Here is a 22872-nt window from a genome sequence, read left to right on the forward strand (position 1 = left end):
GGCCGACGCGGGTCAGCGCGGGCCGTGTCGCCGGGTCAATCGGGCCAGGGTGCGGGTGACCCGCTCCGGAGGCGTACGCAGCCCGGTCGCGACCCCTTTGGCGTAATCCGCGAGAGCGGTGGGCGCCACCAGATCGAGCAGCGCACCGGCCCGGGCGTCGTTGCCCACCAGATAGCGCGGTCGCGGTCGCGGCACGCTCAGCGCGACGCGCACCGCGTGCGCGACCGGCGCCGGCCCGGGCAGCGCCTTGGCCCGGCGCACCAGGTCGTCGGCGAGGTCGTAGGAGTCGTTGTAGGCCGACGTCTTGCGCGGTGGCAGCCGGGACATGCCGCGCTCCCGGATGTCGGTACCGAAGCTGCCGGGCTCGATCAGCACGACCTTGACACCGAACCCGGCGGTCTCGATCCGCAGCGCGTCGGTGATCGCGGCCAGCCCGTGCTTGCTCGCGCAGTACCAGCCCAGGAACGGGTTCGAGACCCGGCCGGAGAGGGAGGAGATGTTGACGATCCGCCCGTCCCGGCGCCGGCGCATCTGCGGCAGCACCAGGCGGGCGATGCGCGCGGGCGCGATCAGGTTGGTCTCCAACTGGGCGCGGATCTGCTCGTCGTCCACGTCCTCGATCGCGCCCGGCTGCGCGATCCCGGCGTTGTTGACCACGGCCCACGGGCCACCGGCGGTCATCTGGGCGATCTCGGTGAAGGCCCGCACCGTCGACGTGGCGTCGGCGACGTCGAGCAGGACCGTGCGCACGCCCACCTCGGCGCGCTCGGCGGCTTCGCGCAGGCGCTCGGCCCGCTCCCGGGTCCTGGCCGTGCCGATCACGTCGAAGCCGGATCCCGCCAGCTCCAGGGCGATGGCAAGGCCGATCCCACCGGTCGCCCCGGTGACGACCACGCTCTTGGTCATGCGCTTCCTTCCGTCCCGCGCCCCTTTCGGGCCGCGGCGCCGGCGGCTCCCAAGCCGCTGCGCGGGTGTCGGTCGGAACGACGGTAGTGTCCTTCGGCGTGAGTCGACCAACATCCCTGACCCCGCCTCCGGAAGCGGTGGTGCCCCAGCCCCACCCGGACGCGCCTTCTCCCGGTACCGAGCTGGGCGAGCACTACAGCGACTGCTTCGGCTGCGGCGAGGCCGCCCCCGGCGGGCTGCGCATTCGCGCGCGCGCCGGCGAGGGCGTGTCCGTGGACGCCGAGTTCAGCGTCACCACGCTGCATCAAGGAGCCCCGGGCCTGGCCCACGGCGGGCTGCTGACCTGCGCGTTCGACGAGGCGCTCGGCGCGATCGGGTACATGCTGCACACCACGGCGGTGACCGGGCACCTGGAGACGAACTTCCGCCGCCCGGTCCCGGTGGGGTCCACGCTGTACATCCACGCGTGGTGCGAGGCGGTGGCCGGCCGCAAGATCTACTCGCGCGCGGTGGGCCGGCTCGACGCCCCGGACGGTCCGATCGCGGTCGAGGCGGCGGCGCTGTTCGTGAGCGTGGGACTCGAGCACTTCGTCGACAATGGACGTGCGGAAGACGTACAACGCGTCATGGACAATCCCGACCTGATGAAGGCGGCCCGAGCGTTCGAGGTGAACCCGTGAGCACGAGTGTGGACATCCTGGTGCGCCGGCTCGACCCGGAACTTCCGCTGCCCGCATACGAGCACCCGGGCGACGCCGGCGCGGACCTGGTGACCGCGCAGGACGCCGAGATCGCCCCAGGTGAGCGCATGGTGCTGCCCACGGGCATCGCGATCGCGCTCCCGGACGGCTATGCCGCGTTCGTGCATCCGCGCTCCGGACTCGCCGCGCGGTGCGGAGTATCCCTGGTGAACGCCCCAGGCACCGTCGATGCGGGATACCGTGGCGAAATCAAGGTTGTCGTGGTCAACCACGACCTGCGTACGCCGGTCGTTTTTCGTCGCGGCGACCGAATCGCCCAACTCGTGATCCAACGGGTCGAGCGAGCGGGGTTCCACGAGGTCGCCGAGTTGCCCGGTTCCGGGCGCGGCGAAGGCGGCTTCGGATCCACCGGCGGGCACGCCGCGATCGGCGTTTCGAACGCCGTGGCGGCGGGCAGCGCGGGCATCGTGCAAGACTCGGCTTCCGACAGGGAAGGACTGTGACGTGTTCGGTCGTCGCCGACGCAGCGAAAAGGATGATCTGCCCGTCGAGGAGCACGAAGACCTCGACGGCATCATCGAGGACGAGGGCGATGCCGACGAGGCGTCGAGCGACGGGGCCGCGACGGGCTCCGACGACTCGGACCTCGACGAGCTGAGCCGACCGATCCCGCCCGCGCCCCGGCCGGACGGTCCGTGGGACTTCGACGAACTCGAGGACCCGCACGAGGACCGCATCGACCTCGGCGGGATGCTCATCCCGAGCGACCCCCGGATGGAGTTGCGGGTCGAGGTCTCCAACGACCTGATCATCGCCGCCACCGTGGTGCTCGAGGACAGCGGTCTGCAACTGCAGGCGTTCGCCGCCCCGCGCAACGAGAGCATCTGGCACGAGGTGCGCGCCGAGATCGCCTCCGGGATCACCCAGCAGGGTGGCATCGTGGACGAGCAGGACGCCGGCCTCGGCTGGGAACTGCGGGCCCAGGTTCCGGTGCAGCTTCCGGACGGCACGCAGGGCCACCAGCTGGTGCGCTTCGTCGGCTGCGACGGGCCGCGCTGGTTCCTGCGCGGAGTGATCTCCGGTCGAGCCGCGGTGGACCCCACCGTGGGCGCCGACCTGGAGACCATGTTCCGCGACACCGTCGTGGTGCGCGGCAACGAGCCGATGGCGCCGCGCGACCCGATCCTGCTGCGCCTGCCGGAGAACGCCCAGGTCGACCCGAACAGCGGGCTCGCGGTGCCGCCGCAGGGCGCCGAGGAGGACCGCTTCGCGGGCGACCTGGACCCGTTCCAGCGCGGCCCGGAGATCACCGAGGTCCGGTAACAGCGAAGGACCCCAGAACACCGAAGCCCGGTTTCGCCGAAAGGCGGGACCGGGCTTCGTGCGTGTCCGCACCGGATTTCGCGGGGGCGTGGGAGGCGGGCGGCGGCCGATGTGCGGGTCCGATTCCGGCGTGCTTCGAATCTTGATGTCAAGGGCGCATCAAGAAGGCATACGGGCGCGTCAGGACGCCGCCAACGCTTTCGGTTTTGCCCGATTAATGGTGATTTTTGATGGCTTGGAAGTGCTATCAATGTCCTCGTTACGGGCGATCAAGCGCCTGTCCGTCCCAAGGAGCATGCGCGATGGCTGATCTGGCCTTCGTATTCCTGACGATCGCGTTCTTCGCGCTGGTCGTCCTGATCGCCAAGGGGGTGGCGAAGCTGTGAACGCAGACGGCATCGTCGGCCTGAGCGTTGCCATCGCCCTGCTCGGCTATCTGGTCCTGGCCCTGATCTTCCCCGAGAGGTTCTAGGTGAGCGTCACGCTCGCGGGGATACTTCAGCTGTCCCTGCTGATAGCCGTCCTGGCCGCGGTCCATCGCCCGTTCGGCGACTACATGGCCCGCGTGTACTCCGGCGACAGGCACATGCGCGGTGAGCGCGTCCTGTACAAGCTGATCGGCGCCGATCCGAACGCCGAGCAGCGCTGGACCGTCTACCTGCGCAGTGTGCTCGGATTCTCGTTGTTCTCGCTGCTGGGTCTGTACGCCCTGCAGCGGTTCCAGGACCGCCTCCCGTTCGACCTCGGGATGAAGCCGATCACCCCGGACCAGGCGTTCAACACCGCCGCGTCGTTCACCGCGAACACGAACTGGCAGTCGTACTCCGGCGAGACCGCGATGGGCCACACGGTTCAGATGGTCGGTCTGACCGTGCAGAACTTCGTGTCGGCCGCGGTGGGCATGGCGGTCGCGATCGCGCTGGTGCGCGGGTTCGTTCGGGTCCGCTCGGGCGAGATCGGCAACTTCTGGGTGGACCTGGTGCGCGGCACCGTGCGCATCCTGCTGCCGATCGCGATCATCGGCACGATCGTGCTGGTCGCGTCCGGCACGATCCAGAACCTGGCCGACCCGCAGACCGTGCGGACACTCTCCGGCGGGTCGCAGACCATCCCCGGTGGCCCGGTGGCCTCGCAGGAGGTGATCAAGGAGCTGGGCACCAACGGCGGCGGCTTCTTCAACGCCAACTCGGCCCACCCGTTCGAGAACCCCAACGCGTTCACCAACGTGTTCGAGATCTTCCTGATCCTGGTGATCCCGTTCTCGATGCCGCGCGCCTTCGGCCGCCTCGTCGGCAACCTCAAGCAGGGCTACGCGATCCTCGCCGCGATGTTCGTGATCTGGTTCGTCGCCGTCCTGCTGATGTGGTGGACCGAGGCGCACGGCAACGGCACGGCCCCGGAACTGGCCGGCGGCGCGATGGAGGGCAAGGAACAGCGGTTCGGCATCCCCGGTTCGTCGCTCTTCGCGGTGTCCACCACGATGACCTCCACCGGCGCGGTCAACTCGTTCCACTCGTCCTTCACCGGACTGGGCGGCGGGATCACGATGCTGGGCATGATGCTCGGCGAGATCACGCCGGGCGGGGTCGGCTCGGGCCTGTACGGGATCCTGATCATGGCGATCCTGGCGGTCTTCGTGGCCGGTCTGATGGTCGGTCGCACGCCCGAGTACCTGGGCAAGAAGATCGGCGCCGGCGAGATGAAGCTGGTCGCGATGTACATCCTGGTGGTGCCCGCCACCATCCTGACCTTCACCGGCATCGCCATCGCGCTGCCCGGTGAACAGGCCGCGATCCTCAACTCCGATTCGCCGCACGGCATCTCCGAAGTGCTCTACGCGTTCACGTCGGGCGCCAACAACAACGGCAGCGCGTTCGCCGGGCTCGGTGCGAACACCGAGTTCTACAACACGATGATCGGATTGGCCATGCTGATCGGCCGGTTCGTGCCGATCTGCCTCGTGCTCGCCCTCGCCGGTCGACTCGCCGAGCAGAAGAGCGTTCCGGACACGGCGGGCACCCTGCACACGCATCGCCCCCTGTTCGTGGGCCAACTCGTCGGCGTGATCGTGATCATCACCGGCCTGACCTTCTTCCCCGCCCTGGCTCTCGGGCCGCTTGCCGAGGGATTGGCATGACAGACACCGCAATACGCCCCACCGCAGAACACATCGAGTCGCCCACCGGCCCCGGTCGGGTCTCGGCCGGCCTGTTCGAACCCCGGCAGCTGCTCAAGTCGTTGCCCGGAGCCCTGCTCAAGCTCGACCCCCGGGGCATGGTCCGCACGCCGGTCATGTTCGTGGTCGAGATCGGGTCGGTCGTCACCACCGTCATGGCGATCAAGGACCCGAGCGTCTTCGCCTGGGTGGTCACCGTCTGGCTGTGGCTGACCGTGGTCTTCGCCAACCTGGCCGAGGCCGTCGCCGAAGGGCGCGGCAAGGCCCAGGCGGACACGCTGCGCAAGGCCAAGACCGACACCGTCGCCCGGCGCGTGGTCGGCGGCACCGAGGAGCGGGTCGCGGCCACCGAGTTGGCCATCGGCGACCTCGTGGTGTGCGAGGCCGGCGACGTCATCCCCGGTGACGGCGACGTCGTGGACGGCGTGGCCAGCGTGGACGAGTCGGCGATCACCGGCGAGTCCGCGCCGGTGATCCGCGAGTCGGGCGGCGACCGGTCCGCGGTGACCGGCGGTACGAAGGTGCTGTCCGACCGGATCGTCGTGAAGATCACCACCGAGCCCGGCAAGACCTTCATCGACCGGATGATCGCCCTGGTCGAGGGCGCCGCCCGGCAGAAGACGCCGAACGAGATCGCGCTGGACATCCTGCTCGCGTCGCTGACCATCGTCTTCCTGTTCGCGGTCGTCACGCTGCAGCCGATCGCGATGTACGCACACGCCGAGCAGTCGATGATCATCCTGGTCGCGCTGCTGGTCTGCCTGATCCCCACCACGATCGGGGCGCTGTTGTCGGCGATCGGCATCGCCGGCATGGACCGACTGGTGCAGCGCAACGTGCTGGCCATGTCGGGGCGCGCGGTGGAGGCGGCGGGCGACGTGTCCACCCTGCTGCTGGACAAGACCGGCACGATCACCCTGGGCAACCGGCAGGCGAGCGAGTTCGTCCCGGTGGACGGGGTGAGCGGAGCCGAGTTGGCCGACGCCGCGCAGTTGTCCTCACTCGCGGACGAGACGCCCGAGGGCCGCTCGATCGTGGTGCTGGCCAAGGAGCGGTACGGGCTGCGCGAACGCCGGCCGGGCGAGCTCGCGCACGCCGAGTGGATCGCGTTCACCGCGCAGACCCGGATGTCGGGCGTGGACCTGAGCGACGACAAGGGCGCGCGGATGGTGCGCAAGGGCGCCGCCTCCGCGATCAACGCGTGGGTGTGCGAGCGCGGCGGCGTGGTCCCGGCCCGGTCCGGCGAACTGGTCGACGCCATCTCCGCCGCCGGCGGCACGCCGCTGCTGGTCGCGGTCGAGGACGTGGACGGCGCCCGGATCCTGGGCGTGATCCACCTCAAGGACGTGGTCAAGGAGGGCATGCGGGAGCGGTTCGACGAACTGCGCCGGATGGGCATCCGCACGGTGATGATCACCGGTGACAACCCGCTGACCGCCAAGGCGATCGCGGACGAGGCCGGCGTCGACGACTTCCTCGCCGAGGCCACTCCCGAGGACAAGCTCGCGCTGATCAAGCGCGAGCAGGCGGGCGGCAAGCTGGTCGCGATGACCGGCGACGGCACCAACGACGCACCCGCACTGGCCCAGGCCGACGTGGGCGTGGCGATGAACACCGGCACCTCGGCGGCCAAAGAGGCCGGGAACATGGTCGACCTCGACTCCGACCCGACCAAGCTGATCGAGATCGTCGAGATCGGCAAGCAGTTGCTGATCACCCGCGGCGCGCTCACCACGTTCTCGATCGCCAACGACGTCGCGAAGTACTTCGCGATCATCCCGGCGATGTTCGCGAGCATCAAGGGCGCCGAGGCACTCGCCCCGCTGGACAAGCTCAACATCATGCACCTGGCCACCCCCGAGTCGGCGATCGTCTCGGCGGTCGTCTTCAACGCCCTGATCATCGTCGCGCTGATCCCGCTGGCCCTGCGCGGCGTGCGGTACCGGCCGATGTCGGCCGACAAGCTGCTCGGTCGCAACCTGCGGATCTACGGTCTCGGCGGCCTGATCGCCCCCTTCGTCGGGATCAAGCTCATCGACCTGCTCGTCTCGCTCATCCCCGGAATCGGCTGATTCAGATGGCAACCAACTTCGGTACCCGTATTCGCGTCCTGGGCGCGGCCTTGAGGGCCTTCCTCGTGCTCACCGTGCTCCTGGGCGTCCTCTACCCGCTGTCCATGACCGGGGTCGCGCAGGCGTTCTTCAAGGACAACGCCGACGGCTCGATGGTCGGCGTCGACGGCGAGGACGTCGGCTCCGGCCTGATCGGCCAGTCCTTCGACCTGGTCGACGCGCAAGGCAACCCGCGCAGGTTCGACGCCGACGGCCGCGAGGTGATCGCCACGGCGGACGGCGAGGGCTACACCTACCTCCAGGGCGGCGGCGCGCTCACCGCCGAGCAGGCCGCAGGCGTCGGCACGCTGCCGGACCCCAAGTGGTTCCAGCCGCGTCCGTCGGCCGCGAATTACGACGGCCTCGGCTCGGGGGCGTCCAATTACGGCCCCGAGAACCCGACCTTCGTCAAGCTCATCGCCGACCGCAAGGCACAGGTCGCCGAGTTCAACGGCGTGAGCGAGGACCGGGTCCCGGTGGACGCGGTCACCGCGAGCGGATCCGGCCTGGACCCGCACATCTCCAAGGCGTACGCGCTGCTCCAGGTGGAGCGGGTGGCCAAGGAACGCGGCGGCCTGAACGTGGCCGAGGTGCGCGCACTGGTGAACAAGCACGTGGACGATCGCAACGCCGGGTTTCTCGGCCAGGAGCGCGTGAACGTGCTGAAACTCAACATCGCGCTCGCCAGGCTCGCCGGCTGACCCCGGCGGTCGTGGTGGACAGGGAGTCGGGGAGTGCCGGTGTCGGTACTCCCCGGCCCGAGGCACAGAATGGGTGACATGGCACGCGGCAAGCTCCGGATCTATCTCGGTGCGGCGCCCGGCGTCGGCAAGACCTACGCGATGTTGGGCGAGGGACAACGTCGGCGCAGGCGCGGCAGCGACGTCGTGGTCGGTTTCGTGGAGTGCCACGGCCGGCCCACCACCGAGGAGGCACTCGAAGGCCTGGAGGTCGTCGCCCGACGGGACATGATCCACCGAGGCGGCTCGTTCACCGAGATGGACGTGGACGCCGTCCTCGCCCGGCGGCCCAGAATCGCCCTCGTGGACGAACTCGCGCACACCAATGTGCCCGGTTCGCGCAACGAGAAGCGCTGGCAGGACATCGAGGAACTCCTCGACGCCGGGATCGACGTGATCTCGACGGTGAACGTGCAACACCTCGAATCGCTCAACGACGTGGTCGAGTCGATCACCGGCGTTCCACAGCGCGAGACCGTGCCCGACGAGGTGGCCCGCCGGGCCGACCAGATCGAACTGGTCGACATGGCCCCGGAGGCGCTGCGCCGGCGCATGGCGCACGGCAACGTGTACGCGCCGGAAAAGGTCGACGCGGCCCTGTCCAACTACTTCCGGGTCGGCAACCTGACCGCACTGCGCGAACTCGCGCTGCTGTGGACCGCGGACCGGGTGGACGAATACCTCCAGCAGTACCGCAGCGAGCACCGGATCGACGCCACCTGGCCGGCCCGGGAGCGGATCGTGGTCGGGCTCACCGGCGGCCCGGAGGGCGAAACGCTCCTGCGTCGGGCCGCTCGGATAGCGACTCGCGGCTCCGGCGGCGAACTGCTCGCGGTGTACGTCTCGCGCAGCGACGGCCTCACCGGCGCCTCCCCGGAGTCGCTGGCCAGGCAGCGCGCGCTGGTCGAGTCGCTCGGCGGCACCTTCCACTCGGTGGTCGGCGAGAACGTGCCCACCGCGCTGCTGTCCTTCGCGCGCGGGGTGAACGCGACGCAGATAGTGCTCGGCAGCAGCCGGCGCAAGCCCTGGCAGTACCTGTTCGGCCCGGGCGTGGGCGCCACCGTCGCCGCGCAGTCCGGCGACATCGACACGCACATCGTCACCCACGAGCACGCGGGCGTGGGACGGGTGCTGCGCCCGACGCGCTCCCCGCTGGGGCGCGGCCGGCGGATCGCGTCGTGGGCGGTGACCGTGATCGGCCCGGTCGCGCTCACCTACACCCTGGACGCGACCCGCGACAGCCACGGCCTGTCCACCGAGATGTTGTTGTTCCTGACGGTCACCGTCGCGGTCGCGCTGCTCGGCGGGTTGTGGGCGTCGGTGCTCACCGCCGTGGTGTCCTCGTTCCTGCTGAACTACTACTTCACGCCGCCGCTGCACAACCTGACCATCGACGACCCGGAGAACATGCTCGCGCTGGGCATCTTCGTGCTGGTCGCGCTGTCGGTGGCCTCGGTGGTGGACCTGGCGGCCAGACGTACGCATCAGGCCGCGCGAAGTCAGGCCGAGGCGCAGACGCTGAGCTTCCTGGCGGGCAGTGTGCTGCGCGGCGAGCAGGCGCTGCCGGCGCTGCTCGACCGGGTGCGCGAGACGTTCGGGATGGAGTCGGTGGCACTGCTCCAGCGCGAGGAGCACCACAGCCCGTGGTTGTGCGTGGGCAGCGTGGGGCCGCATCCGGCGGTTCGGCCCGAGGACGCCGACGTGGACGTGCCGGTGTCCGACTCGTTGGCGCTGGCGTTGTCGGGGCGGGTGCTGCCCGCCGAGGACCGCCGGGTGCTCGGTGCGTTCGCCGCGCAGGCCGCGGTGGTGCTGGAGCGCCGGCAGTTGCTGGCCGAGGCGTCCCAGGCGCGCCGGCTCAAGGAGGGCAACCGGATCAGGACCGCGCTGCTGGCCGCGGTCTCGCACGACCTGCGCACGCCGCTGGCCACGATCAAGGCCAGTGTGTCCAGCCTGCGGGCGGAGGACGTGAGTTGGTCGGAGGAGGACGAGGCCGAGTTGTTGGCGGCGATCGAGTTCGGCGCGGACCGGCTGGACACGCTGATCGGGAACCTGCTGGACATGAGCCGGTTGCAGACCGGGACGGTGACCCCGCTGATGGGCGACATCGGCTTGGACGAGGTGGTGCCGGGCGCGTTGGCCGGCGTCGCCGAGGACCGGGTGGCGCTGGACATCCCCGAGACGCTGCCCGCGGTGTGCGCGGACGCGGGTCTGTTGGAGCGGGTGCTCGCCAACGTGATCGAGAACGCGGTCAAGCACAACCCGCCGGGCCGCCGGGTGCACGTGTCGGCGGGCGCGCTGAGGGATCGGGTCGAGCTGCGGGTGGCCGACCGCGGGCCCGGCGTGCCGGACGAGTCCAAGGAGCGGATCTTCGAGCCGTTCCAGCGCTTGGGCGACGCCCCGAAGGGCAATGGGGTGGGACTCGGGCTGGCGGTCGCGCGCGGCTTCGCCGAAGCCATGGACGGCTCGCTGACGGCCGAGGACACCCCCGGCGGAGGACTGACGATGGTGCTGGCGTTGCGGACGGCCGGGCTCGCGGGCGCGGGCGAAGCCGAGGGGCGAACCCCCGCGGGCGAGGAGCGGACCACTTGGGAGGAACAGCGATGACACGGGTCCTGGTCGTCGACGACGAGCCACAGATCGTGCGGGCCCTGGCCATCAACCTCAAGGCCCGAGGCTATGACGTGGACACCGCGGGGGACGGCACCGCCGCGCTGACCGCCGCCGCCGATCGGCATCCGGACGTGGTGCTGCTCGACCTGGGTCTGCCGGACATCGACGGGGTCGAGGTGATCAAGGGACTGCGCGGCTGGACCAGGATCCCGATCATCGTGTTGTCCGCGCGGCACGCGTCGGCGGAGAAGGTCGCGGCGCTGGACGCGGGCGCGGACGACTACGTGACCAAGCCGTTCGGGATGGACGAGTTGCTCGCCCGGCTGCGGGCGGCGGTGCGGCGCGCGGTGCCCGAGGAGGAGGCGCCGGTCGTGGTCACCGAGTCGTTCACGGTGGATCTCGCGGCCAAACGGGTCTCCCGGGACGGCGCCGACGTGCGGCTCACCCCGACCGAGTGGCACCTGTTGGAGGTGCTGGTGCGGCACGCCGGTCGGCTGGTCAGCCAGCGCGCGCTGTTGCAGGAGGTGTGGGGGCCGCAGTACGGGACGGAGACGAACTACCTGCGCGTCTACATGGCCCAGTTGCGTCGCAAGCTGGAGCACGACCCCTCGCACCCTCGGCATCTGCTGACCGAGCCGGGGATGGGTTATCGCTTCGAGGGATAGTGCGCGGCCCCGCCCGGTCCGGCGACGGCCCGCCCGACCGGGCGCTTTCGGGCAGCGGAGGGCCGTCGGATAGGCGGTACCCTTGCCGGCATGAGTGGTAGCGCAGCCGGGGTGGAGCGTCGGTCCGGGCGATTGCGGCGGATGCTGGATCGGTGGACGTCCACGCATGAGGAATTGCACGCCGAGGAGCTGCTGCACGACACCCAGCGGCTCGGCTGCACCAAGATCGTGGACGTGGTCGAGCGCGACCTGATCACGGTCGGGGGCACGCTGCGGACGGTGACCTTCCGGCCGCGGGCGGGGGTGCCCGCGCTCGAGGCCGAGCTGTACGACGGATCGGCCGCGCTGTCGGTGGTCTGGCTCGGTCGACGGCGGATAGCCGGGATCGAGCCGGGGCGGCAATTGGTCGCCCACGGGCGGGTGAGCACCACTGCGGGCCGCCCTGTCCTGTTCAACCCCAGGTACGAGCTGCGCCCCGTCGGCCGAGAGTGAACGAGTGACCGCCCACATGGAAAAACCCGCGTCCGATGCGGCCGGCGAGCAGCCGGCCCCCACCGACAGCGCGGCCTCGATGATCGCCGCCTTCGGCGGTGTGCGCGGCATGATCGACATGACCGTGCCGGGGCTGGTCTTCGTGATCGCCTTCACGATCAGCCACTCCACCTGGACCTCGGCGATGACCGCCGGCGGCGTCGCGCTGGCGTTCGCCATCGTGCGGATCGCGCGCCGGGAGACCCTGCAACACGCGCTCGGCGGCTTCCTGGGCGTCGCGCTGGCCGGCTGGATCGCGGTCAAGTCCGGCAAGGCCGAGAACTTCTACGCGTTCGGGATGTTCCTCTCCGGCGGGTACGCGCTCGCCTACCTGATCTCGATCCTGGTGCGCTGGCCGATCATCGGTGTCGTGCTCGGCCCGGCGCTGGGCGAGAACTTCACATGGCGACAGAACCCCGGCCGGTACGCGGCGTACCGCAAGGCCACCTGGGTCTGGTTCGTCATGTTCGTGCTGCGCATCGTGATCCAGATCCCGATCTACTGGACCGGCAACGTCACCGCCCTGGGCATCGCGAAGGTCGCCCTGGGCGTGCCGCCGTTCCTGGTGGTCTGCTACATCACCTGGCTGATCATGTCCAAGGCGCCGCCGCCGGTGAAGCCGGACGACGAGGACGCCACGACCGGCTCGGCGGTGGGCGAGGGTGCGCCGCTCGTCGAGCAGCGGGACGAGCGACGGGAAGGCCGCGTCGCGGATTGAGTGGCGGACCGGCTCGGGTCGACGCGGGGCCGGGACGGCTCCGGCCGGGTCGGGTCGGCCGTGGTGGCGATCGGTGCGGGCGGGCCGGGCGGGCCGGGCGGTGGGTGCCCCGGCTCGCCTTGGGGTGATCCGCCGGCCGCGGGGTTCGCGTCGTCGGGCGTGGCAGACGATTTTTGCCGTACCGTCCCCGGCTGTTGCGGGGTTTCGAGACGATCAGCCGAGTGACCCCCAAGTGATCATCCGGGTGACTCGCCACGGTCGGTTCCGGAGAATTTGGGCCATGTGCGGTCCAATCGGCCATTCCCGCATGATCCCGTAACCGTGCGATTAGCGTCCCCGTTAGACCTCCAGTGGACGAAGGAGGCGGGGACGGTGGCCGGAAACGGTGACCTCATCGCATTGGTAGCGGAAGCCGGTCTCTCCCGGCGTGAACTGGCCCGTTGGGTCAACGCGGTCGCCGAGCGACGCGGGCTGCACCTCGGGTGCAGTCACACCTCGGTGGCCCGTTGGCTGGAAGGCGCACAGCCGCGCTGGCCGATTCCGGAGCTGTTGGCCGAGGCTCTCGGCCGGCGCCTGGGAAGCGAACTCACGGTCGCGGACCTGGGGCTGCACGACCGGCGGCCACCGAACCCCGACCCCTTCGACGGGCTGAAAGTCGCCCGGACCGCGGCCGAAGTCAGACACGCCGTGGCCGAATTGTCGGAGAGAGACATGAACCGCCGTACCTTCCTCGCCAACACGGCCTTCGGCGTGGGGGCGTTCGCCGCTCCCGCGCTGTTCTGGTCGACCGCGTCCCGGGCCGAGGGTGAGCCCGAGAAGCTCGCCTCGCGCGGCCCCACCACCGTGCGCGACGCGGACGTCCTTCGCATCCACCAGACCGTCCTGGCCTTTCGCCGACTCGACCGGGCACAGGGCGGCGGGGATCTGCGGGACACCGTCGTCAACCACCTCAACGGCGTCGCCCGCACCAAGCTGGCCGGCTCCTACGGGGAGGAGGTGGGTCGCCGGCTGTTCCGCGCGGTCGCCGAACTCACCGAACTGGCAGGCTGGTTGTCCTTCGATTCCGGCCGGCACGCGCTCGCCCAGCGTTACCACATCCAGGCGCTGCGGCTGGCGCAGGCGGCCGACGACCCGGCGTACGGGGCGTACGTGATGGCCAACATGGCCTGCCAGTCGGTGTACCTGGGGCACGGTTGGGAGGCGGTGCAACTGGCCCGGGCCGCCGAACAGGGCGCCGGCGCCAAGCTGGGCCCGCGGGCGCGGGCGATCGTGGCCGCGATGGAGGCGCGCGGGCACGCGGCGCTGGGCGATCGACGCGCGTGCGAACGGGCGATGGGAATCGCCGAACGGCACCTGGACGCAGCCGGAACGATCGAGGACGAGCCGTCCTGGTGCAACTACTTCGACGAATCCGAGCTGCAACACGAGTTCGCGCACAGCCATCGCGACCTCGGCCTGCCGGACAAGATCCACGACTTCGCGGGCGAGTCGATCAAATTGCGCCGGGCCGGCGCGTCCCGCCGGTGTGCGCAGGACACCACCTTCATGGCCGCGGCCCACCTGGCCCAGGGCGACCTGGACGCGGCCTGCGGCAAGGCCACCGAGGCGCTGCGGATCGCGGGCAACCTCTCGTCCGCCCAGTGCGACGACTTCCTCGCGGACTTCCGCAGGCGGCTGCGCCTCTACGACAAGGAGCCGATCGCGCGCGCGTTCAACGAGGAGGCGGACCAGGTCATGGGTGACCTGGCCGCCGCCTGAGCGTTCGCTCCACCGGAGCCGCCGGTCGACCCGACGCCGGCTCTCGCGGTTGCGTCGTCGTCTCGTGCGGTCCCGTCGTTTCTTCCGGTCCCGTCGTCGATCGGGCCTTCGGCCTCGTCGTCGGTCAGGCCGACAGCAGCTCTTCCAGTTCCTCTTCGCGATGCGGCGCCGCGACGAACAGCAGTTCGTCGCCGGCCTCGAGCGAGTCGTCCTTGCCGGGAACCAGCACCCGGCCCTCGCGGATGATCGTCACGAGCGCCGTGTCCTCGGGCCACGCCACGTCACCGACGCGCGTGCCGACGAGGGCGGCGTCGCCCGGGAGGGTCAGCTCGACCAGGTTGGCGTCGCCCTGGCTGAACCGCATCAGGCGGACCAGGTCGCCGACGCTGACCGCCTCCTCCACCAGTGCCGACATCAGTCGCGGCGTGGACACCGCGACGTCCACGCCCCACGCCTCGTTGAACAGCCACTCGTTCTTCGGGTTGTTCACCCGGGCGACCACACGCGGCACCCCGTACTCGGTCTTGGCCAGCAGCGAGACGACCAGGTTGACCTTGTCGTCACCGGTGGCCGCGATCACCACGTTGCAGCGCTGCAGCGCGGCCTCGTCGAGCGAGGAGATCTCACACGCGTCGGCGAGCAGCCACTCGGCCTGCGGCACGCTGTCCACCTTGATGGCGTCCGGTGCCTTGTCGACGAGCAGGACCTCGTGGCCGTTCTCCAACAACTCGGCCGCGATGGAGCGACCCACCGCACCCGCGCCCGCGATTGCGACCCGCATCAGCTCTCCTCCGGCGCTTTTTCGAAGGCCGCCTCGACGGCGGCCACATCCGCCTGGTGCATGACCACATGCACGAGGTCGCCCTCCTGGATCACGGTCTCGGAGGTGGGCAGGATGCCTTCGCCCAAACGGGTGACGAAGGCGACGCGGGCGCCGGATGCCTGTTCGAGCCGGGTGACCCGGTGGCCCACCCACGCCGAGTTCACGTGCACCTCGGCCAGCTGCACGCTCCCGGACGGGTCGCGCCACAGCGGCTCCGCGCCGCTGGGCAGCAACCGGCGCAACATCTGGTCCGCGGTCCAGCGCACGGTGGCCACCGTCGGGATGCCCAGGCGTTCGTAGACCTCGGCTCGCCGCGGGTCGTAGATCCGCGCGGCGACGTTCTCCACGCCGAAGGTCTCACGGGCCACCCGCGCCGCGATGATGTTGGAGTTGTCGCCGCTGCTGACCGCCGCGAATGCGCCGGCCTCTTCTATACCGGCCTCGCGCAGGGTGTCCTGGTCGAAGCCGATGCCCTTGATCCGGCGGCCGGAGAAGTGCGACCCCAACCGGCGGAACGCGGACGGATCGCGGTCGATGACCGCCACCGAATGCCCCAGTTCCTCGAGCGTCTGGGCCAGCGTGGAACCCACGCGCCCGCAGCCCATGATGACGATGTGCACGGCCGTCCTTCCGGATTTGGTCCGTTGTGCCCGGTCTGATGCTCGTTTGTGGTGTTACCAGGGTGGCAGACCTCGCCGAGACGTTACACGTGGGCGCCATACGGCATGCCCCCGACCCGGGGAAAGTCGTTGGGCTTACGATCACCTGCGTGTCAAGACTGACCGATCTGTCCAAACGCATCCTTGTCGGCCGAGCCCTGCGCAGCGACAAGCTGTCCGAGACGCTCCTGCCGAAGCGCATCGCGCTGCCCATTTTCGCCTCCGACGCACTGTCCTCCGTCGCGTACGCGCCGGACGAGATCCTGCTCACCCTTTCCATGGCGGGAATGGCGACCTACCACTTCTCGTGGAAGGTCGGTCTGGCCGTCGTCGTGGTCATGCTGACCGTCGTAGCCTCCTACCGCCAGAACGTGCACGCCTACCCCAGCGGCGGCGGTGACTACGAGGTCGCGAGCGTCAACCTTGGGCCCAATGCCGGTTTGACGGTCGGTAGCGCGCTGCTGGTCGACTACGTGCTGACCGTGGCGGTGTCGGTCTCCTCGGGGGTGGCCAACATGGCCTCCGCGGTGCCCGCGCTGCAATCGCACAAGGTGCTGTTGGCCGTCGGCCTGGTGCTGTTGTTGATGGCGATGAACCTGCGCGGTGTCCGCGAGTCGGGCAAGCTCTTCGCGGTTCCCACCTACGCGTTCATGGCGGCCATCCTGGGGATGACGCTGTTCGGTCTGATCCGCGGCGCCGCCGGCGCCAACATGGAGGCCGAGAGCGCCGGATTCCACATCGAGGCCGAGGACAGCTTCAGCGGTTTCGCGCTCGTGTTCCTGCTGCTGCGCACCTTCTCCTCCGGTTGTGCGGCGCTCACCGGTGTCGAGGCGATCAGCAACGGCGTCCCGGCGTTTCGCAAGCCCAAGAGCAAGAACGCCGCCTCCACGCTGCTGCTGATGGGCACCATCTCGGTGACCATGCTGATGGGCATGCTGGCGCTGGCCAACATGACGAAGGTGCGGTTCGCGGAGAACCCGGCCAGTCAGATCCAGGGCGCGCCCGCCGACTACGAACAAAAGACGGTGGTGGCGCAGGTCGCCGACGCGGTCTTCGGCGGCACGTTCGCGTCGCCACTGTTCTACCTCGTGCTCGCGGTCACCGGCCTGATCCTGATCCTGGCCGCCAACACCGCGTTCAACGGCTTCCCGGTGCTCGGCTCGATCCTGGCCCAGGACCGCTACCTGCCCCGGCAACTGCACACACGCGGCGACCGGCTCGCGTTCAGCAACGGCATCATCATGCTGGCCGCGTTCGCGATCGTGCTGATCATCGCGTTCGACGCCGAACCCACCAAGCTGATCCAGCTCTACGTCGTCGGCGTCTTCGTGTCCTTCACGATGAGCCAGGCGGGCATGATCCGGCACTGGACCCGGCACCTGAAGACCGAGACCGACCCGGCCGCCCGCGGCCGGATGATGCGCAGCCGGGTGATCAACGCGTTCGGCCTGTTCATGACCGGCACGGTGCTCGTGATCGTGCTGGTGACCAAGTTCGCCCAGGGCGCCTGGATCGCGATAGCGGCGATGGCCGTGCTGTTCCTGCTGATGAAGCAGATCCGCCGGCACTACGACCGGGTCGCCGCCGAACTGGCCGCGGTCGAGATCGACGACACCAAACTGCCCTCGCGCGTGCACGCGATCGTGCTGGTGTCCAAGCTGCACAAGCCGTCCCTGCGGGCACTGGCGTACGCGCGGTACTCGCGGCCCAACGTGGTCGAGGCGGTCACCGTCAACGTCGACCCGGCCGAGACCGAGGCGCTGCGCCGGGAGTGGGACGAGCGCGGCATAGAGGTGCCGCTCAAGGTGCTCGACTCGCCGTACCGCGAGATCACCCGACCGGTGATCGAGTACGTGAAGTCGGTGCGCCGATCCAGCCCGCGCGACGTGGTGAACGTGTACATCCCCGAGTACGTGGTCGGGCGCTGGTACGAGCAGATCCTGCACAACCAGAGTGCGCTGCGGCTCAAGGGTCGGCTGTTGTTCACGCCGGGTGTCATGGTCACCTCGGTGCCGTGGCAGCTGGAGTCGTCCGAGCGGCTCAAGGAGCCCAAGGCGTGGATCGCGCCCGGGTCGGTGCGCCGCGGGCCGGCGCGGACGCCGCGGGGCGGGGACGGCAAGCGAGGGGCGGGGGAGCGGCCGGAAAGTCGGCCGGAGAATCGATCGGGTGGGCAGTCGTGAGCGTGCGGGTGCGTTGAGCGGCTGGTGCCATCCGGTGGGCGGGCGGTATCGGTTGATCGGCGGTGCGCGGCGGTGCGCGGCGGTGGGTGTGTGGACGGCGTGTCACGACGGTGGGCGCGGCTTCTTCGGGTAGGGACTACCCTGGATGCGCGCCCACCTCCGTGAGGCGCTTTCTTTGTGTCGCCGTGTCGTCCCCGGGCGTCGCCGTCGGGCGCCGCCGGCCGAGGGACCACCGAAACCTGTCGATGTTGTACGAGCTGTACGAGGAGTGCCGTGCCTGTCGGATCGACCACCCCCGAATCGGACCAGTCCCTGCGGGGTGAGCGGTACGAGGTCGAGATCGGCCCGGTCGCTCACGGCGGGCACTGCGTGGCCCGCCACGAGGGCCGCGTCATCTTCGTCCGGCACGGGCTCCCGGGCGAGCGGGCCGTCGTGGAGATCACCGACGGTGGGCCCACCTCGCGCTTCCTGCGCGGCGACGTGGTCGAGGTGCTGGCCGCTTCCCCGGACCGGATCACCCCCGCGTGCCCGGTGGCCGGCCCCGGCATGTGCGGTGGCTGCGACTGGCAGCACGCCACGCCCGCGGCGCAGCGCCGGCTCAAGGCGGACGTGGTGGCCGAGCAGTTGTTGCGGCTCGGCAAGGTCGACGTGCACGTCGAGGTCGAGGCCGTGGACAGCCCGCCCGGGATGGCCGAGGGCCTCGGCTGGCGCACCCGCGTGCAGTTCACCGTGGACCCGGCCACCGGCCGCGCGGGGCTGCGCAAGCACCGCTCGCACGACGTGCAGCCGATCGACTCCTGCCCGATCGCGGCGCCCGGCGTCGAGGAACTGGGCATCGAGGCGCACGAGTGGCCCGGCGTGGCCTCGGTCGAGGCGGTCTCCGCGACCGGCTCGCTGGACCGCGCGGTCACCGTGGTGCCCGCCGAGGGCGCGGACGGTCGGATGCCGATCGTCGAGCTGAACCGCGCGGTGTCGGTGTTCCGGGCCGACGACAAGGGCCGGGTCCGCAAGGTGCACGGCCGACCGGCGGTGCGCGAGGTGGCCGCGGGACGCACCTGGAAGGTCTCGGCGGGCGGCTTCTGGCAGGTGCACCCGGCCGCGGCCGACGTGCTCGTGCAGGCCGTCGTGGAAGGGCTGGAGCCGCGACCGGGCGACCTGGCGCTCGACCTGTACTGCGGGGTCGGCCTGTTCGCGGGCGCGATCTCCGAGCGGCTGGCGGACAGCGACACGATCATCGGGATCGAGAGCTCCAAGCATGCCGTCGAGGACGCGATCCACAACCTTCGGGACGTGCCGGGCGCGCGCTTCGAGACCGGCACGGTGGAGAAGGTGTTGAGCAGGGCCGGGTTCCTGCGCCGCGCCGACATCGTGGTGCTCGACCCGCCGCGCGCGGGTGCGGGCAAGGCGGTCGTCGAGCGGATCGCGCGACTGACCCCGCGTCGGGTCGCGTACGTGGCGTGCGACCCGGCGGCACTGGCGCGGGACGTGGCCTATTTCGCGGGCTTCGGGTTCAAGCTGCGGTCGGTGCGGTCGTTCGACCTCTTCCCGAACACGCATCACGTGGAGTCGGTGGCGATCCTGGAGCCGGCGCCTCGGGCGGCGCGACCTCGGCGGTAGCGGTGTCGAGGGGGCTGGTGGTGCGTCGGTATGTCGAGCGCGTCGAGCCCCCCGTCGGGTACCCGGAGAGCGTCGTGTGTGTCGCGCTGCGTGCGTTGCGCTGAGGGTTCGCGCGGTGCGTGGGCGCCCTGGTGCGTGTGGCGCGTGGTCGGCGCTTGAAGCGGCCGCCCCGATCAAGGTCGGGGCGGCCGTTGCGTGTTGCGAGTGGTGGCGACGGCGGCCGTGTCCGAGCGCGTGTGCGATCGCCACCCGCAGCCGCCGGCCGGTCGGCACGGCGGTTCGCCGACCGATCCGGTGTGGGCCGGGATCGGTACCAGGCATGCGGTCGCGATCGGACCCGCCGTCGCCCATACTGCGCCGTCCCGGGTGCGGGCCGATGGGTAGCCGGTCGGGGACAGGCTGAACCGGGCGGCGGTCGGTGGCCGGCGCGAGGATGCCGGCGGACTCGACCCGGCCGCCCGGGGGCGGGTACGAGCGGGGATTGGCATTTTGAACGGATACGCCGGTAGCACCGGCCCGCCGGCGGACCCTGCGCGCACCGGGTGTGCAACTCCTGTGGGCCGGAAGGGACTTGGAGCCGGGGCGCGATGTCGGAAGATGTGTCGGCGCTGGTCCGGCTGTTCGGACCGGGCGCCCGGGTGCCCCTGTGGCTCCATGGTGGCGGCCCAGGGGCACGCGCTCGGGGTGTGGGTGTCGAGGTGCTCGGGCGCGGTACCGGTCACGTCGGGTGCGGGGGTGTTTGTGGGTCGGTCCACCAGGCTTCGGCCGAGTGGGTGGCGTAGCGGCTGCCGGGGCGGGGGCGGGGGCGGGTCGATGTGGATGGGGTGGTGGGGGCGCCGCCGGTGGTGGGTGCGGTGGGGGTGGTGGGCGTGGTGGGCGTGGTCACCCACGTGGGTGACATGGGGGTGAGGGAGGCGCCGTCCCGGGCGGCGCCGCCGAGGAGGTCGGGGACGGGCCCGGCGGCGTGCGTGGCGTGCGCGGCGTCGTGGGTGGCCGCCGGGTGATCGCCGATACCGCCGTCGCCGCGTAGGCCGGGGGCGACCCGAATGCCGGTCACCGGGGCGATCGGGGCCGAGGGCGGTGGAGCCGGGCGGCGTACGCGAGGGCCGATCCCGGCCGGCTGCACCCGGCGCGGTTCGCGGGACAGCGGGGTGCCCACGACTGCGGGTGCCGGCGGCGCGGGCGAGGGCGCGCAGGCGACCGCAGGCGGCGGGAGGAGAGCCGTTGCCGCCGGGGCGGCCGGGGGATCGGGTGGGAGCGGGGCCGGCGGGGTGGCGGCCATGCAGGTGGCCACCGGAGCGGACGGGGGCGGTGGCGCGGGCACTTCGGGTACGGCGAGCACGTCGCATGCCGGGGACACGGCAGGTGCCGCGGGTGCCGGAGGTGCCGGGAGCGCCGGGGTTTCGGGTGGTTCGCAGGACTCCGGCGAGGGTCGGTTCGGCGTGTCCGTCGCCGTGGGGACGACTTCGGGGGAGGCGGGATCGACGGGGCCGACCGGAGCGGCGGGCTCGGTCGTCGAGGCGGTGGCCGCGGTGCACGGGTGGGTCGGGTTCGGGATGCCGCCGGTCGTGGCCGGTTGCGTCGCTCCCGACGCGGCGTCGCCGCGCGGTGGCAGGGGCCGGCCGGACAGCCGCTCGCCGAGGTCGCGATATACGCCCTCCAGGCGCGCGGCGGCGGCCTGGGCGGCCGTGGGGTCGGTGGCACGCTCCTGGGCCTGGCGCAGGGCGCGGGCTGCCTCGTCGAGGTGCTCGTGCAGCGCGGCGCCCTGGGCGGCGAGCCGATCGGCGGCGTCGGCCAGCGCCTGACAGCGTGCGGTGAAGCGCTCGGCGCCGCCACCGGTCCAGATCTGCGCGCCGCGCCGGCCGGTCTCGGCGAGCGCGTCGCGCAACTCGCCCAGCCGGGCGGCGGCCAGCCGCCAGCCGTCGGCCGCCGCGCCGACCTCGCCGGGCCGGGCCGCGTGGATCGCCGCGTACGCGTCCACGGCGTCGGGGGCGCTCATCGCGTGGCCGCCGTACGCAGCAGGGTGCCCACCTCGGTTTCGGTGGCGGTGAACCGGTCGGCGGTGCGGCCGAGTTCGGTGCGGGTGGTGGCCAACTCGGTGCGGATCTGCGCCAGGAGCTCGACCATTCGGGCCGACGCGCGGTGGTGCCGGTCGGTCAACTCGGCGGCGCCCGGGAGCGCGCCCAGGGCGTCGGTGCCCAGCGCGGTGTCGGCCGCGACCCGGGCGGGCTCGGCGAAGCAGCCGCGCGCCAGGTAGTCGGTGCCGATGTTGTGCAAGCGCCGGACGAGTCCGTGCAGTTCGCCGGTATCGACCGCGTAGCCCGTCGTGCCTTCGCCGTCGGTGCGGGACATGCCACCACCCCCTGATGTGTGCTTGAGCCGTGTGCTCGTGCTGACTGCTGCCTGCTCGTGCGTGTGTTCCGGTGTTGCCTGTGCGCCTGGGTGCCGGTGGCCCTCGGGTGCCGGGCCGGCGGGAAATCGACGCCTCGTTCGGGAGTCGATCGAGACGCCCTCCCGGGAAACGATCAGGTTGGCACACGGTCACCCTGTGTGCCGGCTCCCTGTGGACAACCCGGAGCCACATCACCCCGAAGAGTGAAACCCCGCAAAAATCCGCTTGGTTGTCCACAGATTGTTCGATGGCGGGCGATTCGTCCGCCGCTCGGGCGCAACCTGGACACGTCGTGAACACACCGGACGGCACTCCGGGCGAGCCGGACAAGCACCACACGAGGGAGCGAGCATGCACACCATCGAGACCTTCGCCGAACTGGACGACGAGCTGGCCACCGTCGATTCCACGCCACGCGCGCTGGCCGCCGTCGCACTCGCGCTGCACACCGTGCAGGAGGTGGTGCACGCGTGGAGCGGCGAGCCGGATCGGGGCGGCTGCCTGTGTCGGGTCGCCGACGAACTCGGGGACGCCCGGGAGATCATCGGCCGGATCGTGGGCCCCGACGCCGACACGGTCGTTCCGCTGCCGGGCGGGGATCCGGCGGGTGTGCCGATCGCGGGCGCCGCCCGGGTGCTCGGGAGAGTGGCCAAGGTGCTCACCCTGCTGGCCCGGCAGGGGGTGGCGGACAACCCCTGCGGGGACTGGGCCCGGTTGGCGCCCGCCCAACGCCGGGCCTGTGCGGCCGCGTGGGCGATCGTCTTCCGCAACCTGGTTCGGCTGCGTGCGGCCGAGGAGACCGCGACCTGGTCGGGTCGACCGCATCGGCACGCCCCCGCGATCCCGCCGCGCCGGCGACGCGGCACGGCACACGTGCTGCCGTTTCCGGCGCGGCTCGCATGACCGACTCCCGCGTGGCGCAGGCGATCGGGTCCGGCGTGGTGCGAGTCCTCAAGAGAGGA

20 protein-coding genes are annotated in these 22872 nt (G+C 71.0%); 15 read left to right on the plus strand and 5 right to left on the minus strand.

Annotated features, from left to right (window positions below):
* Positions 1-12 precede the first annotated feature (12 nt).
* Complete coding sequence (locus ACFZBU_RS03060) at positions 13-906, minus strand: SDR family oxidoreductase (RefSeq protein ID WP_391581694.1); 894 nt, start codon at positions 904-906, stop codon at positions 13-15.
* 98 nt (positions 907-1004) lie between these two features.
* Here ACFZBU_RS03060 and ACFZBU_RS03065 point away from each other — a divergent pair, with 98 nt between their 5' ends.
* The 12 genes from ACFZBU_RS03065 (at position 1005) to ACFZBU_RS03120 (ending at position 14239) form a co-directional block, all read left to right on the plus strand.
* Positions 1005-1586, plus strand: a complete 582-nt coding sequence (locus ACFZBU_RS03065) for a PaaI family thioesterase (RefSeq protein WP_391581695.1) — start codon at positions 1005-1007, stop codon at positions 1584-1586.
* On the plus strand, positions 1583-2110 hold the full coding sequence (gene dut, locus ACFZBU_RS03070; protein ID WP_391581696.1) for a dUTP diphosphatase: 528 nt from the start codon (positions 1583-1585) through the stop codon (positions 2108-2110). Before ACFZBU_RS03065 ends, dut begins: the two co-directional genes overlap by 4 nt.
* A 1-nt stretch (position 2111) precedes the next feature.
* The gene (locus tag ACFZBU_RS03075) at positions 2112-2930 is read left to right on the plus strand and encodes a DUF3710 domain-containing protein (RefSeq protein ID WP_391581697.1); all 819 of its coding nucleotides are present in this window, start codon (positions 2112-2114) and stop codon (positions 2928-2930) included.
* A gap of 382 nt (positions 2931-3312) precedes the next feature.
* The gene (kdpF, locus tag ACFZBU_RS03080; protein ID WP_391581698.1) at positions 3313-3402 is read left to right on the plus strand and encodes a K(+)-transporting ATPase subunit F; all 90 of its coding nucleotides are present in this window, start codon (positions 3313-3315) and stop codon (positions 3400-3402) included.
* Positions 3403-5067, plus strand: coding sequence for a potassium-transporting ATPase subunit KdpA (gene kdpA, locus ACFZBU_RS03085; RefSeq protein WP_391581699.1), 1665 nt, complete (start codon positions 3403-3405; stop codon positions 5065-5067).
* Positions 5064-7178, plus strand: coding sequence for a potassium-transporting ATPase subunit KdpB (kdpB, locus tag ACFZBU_RS03090; RefSeq protein ID WP_391581700.1), 2115 nt, complete (start codon positions 5064-5066; stop codon positions 7176-7178). The genes kdpA and kdpB overlap by 4 nt, the downstream gene beginning before the upstream one ends.
* A 5-nt stretch (positions 7179-7183) precedes the next feature.
* Positions 7184-7918: a potassium-transporting ATPase subunit C gene (locus ACFZBU_RS03095; RefSeq protein WP_391581701.1), complete on the plus strand. Its 735-nt coding sequence runs from the start codon at positions 7184-7186 to the stop codon at positions 7916-7918.
* A gap of 78 nt (positions 7919-7996) precedes the next feature.
* On the plus strand, positions 7997-10561 hold the full coding sequence (locus ACFZBU_RS03100; protein WP_391581702.1) for an ATP-binding protein: 2565 nt from the start codon (positions 7997-7999) through the stop codon (positions 10559-10561).
* Positions 10558-11232, plus strand: a complete 675-nt coding sequence (locus tag ACFZBU_RS03105) for a response regulator (RefSeq protein WP_360312939.1) — start codon at positions 10558-10560, stop codon at positions 11230-11232. The genes ACFZBU_RS03100 and ACFZBU_RS03105 overlap by 4 nt, the downstream gene beginning before the upstream one ends.
* A 90-nt stretch (positions 11233-11322) precedes the next feature.
* A complete protein-coding gene (locus tag ACFZBU_RS03110; protein WP_360312941.1) occupies positions 11323-11724 on the plus strand; it encodes an OB-fold nucleic acid binding domain-containing protein in 402 nt (133 codons plus the stop codon).
* A gap of 4 nt (positions 11725-11728) precedes the next feature.
* The gene (locus ACFZBU_RS03115; protein WP_391581703.1) at positions 11729-12481 is read left to right on the plus strand and encodes a DUF3159 domain-containing protein; all 753 of its coding nucleotides are present in this window, start codon (positions 11729-11731) and stop codon (positions 12479-12481) included.
* Between the two features lie 372 nt (positions 12482-12853).
* On the plus strand, positions 12854-14239 hold the full coding sequence (locus tag ACFZBU_RS03120) for a hypothetical protein (RefSeq protein WP_391581704.1): 1386 nt from the start codon (positions 12854-12856) through the stop codon (positions 14237-14239).
* A 124-nt stretch (positions 14240-14363) separates the two neighbouring features.
* Here the strand turns inward: ACFZBU_RS03120 and ACFZBU_RS03125 are convergent, their stop codons facing one another.
* Positions 14364-15020, minus strand: a complete 657-nt coding sequence (locus ACFZBU_RS03125; RefSeq protein ID WP_078974936.1) for a TrkA family potassium uptake protein — start codon at positions 15018-15020, stop codon at positions 14364-14366.
* Positions 15020-15682, minus strand: coding sequence for a TrkA family potassium uptake protein (locus ACFZBU_RS03130; protein ID WP_020554140.1), 663 nt, complete (start codon positions 15680-15682; stop codon positions 15020-15022). The genes ACFZBU_RS03125 and ACFZBU_RS03130 overlap by 1 nt, the downstream gene beginning before the upstream one ends.
* Positions 15683-15831: 149 nt before the next feature.
* On the opposite strand from ACFZBU_RS03130, the gene ACFZBU_RS03135 reads away from it, so the two are divergent.
* Positions 15832-17901, plus strand: coding sequence for an APC family permease (locus tag ACFZBU_RS03135; protein ID WP_391581705.1), 2070 nt, complete (start codon positions 15832-15834; stop codon positions 17899-17901).
* Between the two features lie 273 nt (positions 17902-18174).
* On the plus strand, positions 18175-19518 hold the full coding sequence (locus ACFZBU_RS03140) for a class I SAM-dependent RNA methyltransferase (protein WP_391581706.1): 1344 nt from the start codon (positions 18175-18177) through the stop codon (positions 19516-19518).
* A gap of 718 nt (positions 19519-20236) precedes the next feature.
* Here the strand turns inward: ACFZBU_RS03140 and ACFZBU_RS03145 are convergent.
* Both ACFZBU_RS03145 and ACFZBU_RS03150 read right to left on the minus strand, forming a co-directional pair.
* Positions 20237-21517 (minus strand): hypothetical protein, encoded by a 1281-nt coding sequence (locus tag ACFZBU_RS03145; RefSeq protein ID WP_391581707.1) that lies wholly within the window; start codon positions 21515-21517, stop codon positions 20237-20239.
* The gene (locus tag ACFZBU_RS03150) at positions 21514-21870 is read right to left on the minus strand and encodes a hypothetical protein (protein WP_391581708.1); all 357 of its coding nucleotides are present in this window, start codon (positions 21868-21870) and stop codon (positions 21514-21516) included. The genes ACFZBU_RS03145 and ACFZBU_RS03150 overlap by 4 nt, the downstream gene beginning before the upstream one ends.
* A gap of 391 nt (positions 21871-22261) precedes the next feature.
* Between ACFZBU_RS03150 and ACFZBU_RS03155 the strand changes: the two genes are divergently transcribed.
* Positions 22262-22813 carry a hypothetical protein gene (locus ACFZBU_RS03155; RefSeq protein ID WP_391581709.1) on the plus strand — a complete coding sequence of 184 codons (552 nt, stop codon included), beginning with the start codon at positions 22262-22264 and terminating at the stop codon, positions 22811-22813.
* Positions 22814-22872: the final 59 nt, after the last annotated feature.

This window comes from Embleya sp. NPDC008237 (genome assembly GCF_042956465.1).
Lineage (GTDB): Bacteria > Actinomycetota > Actinomycetes > Streptomycetales > Streptomycetaceae > Embleya.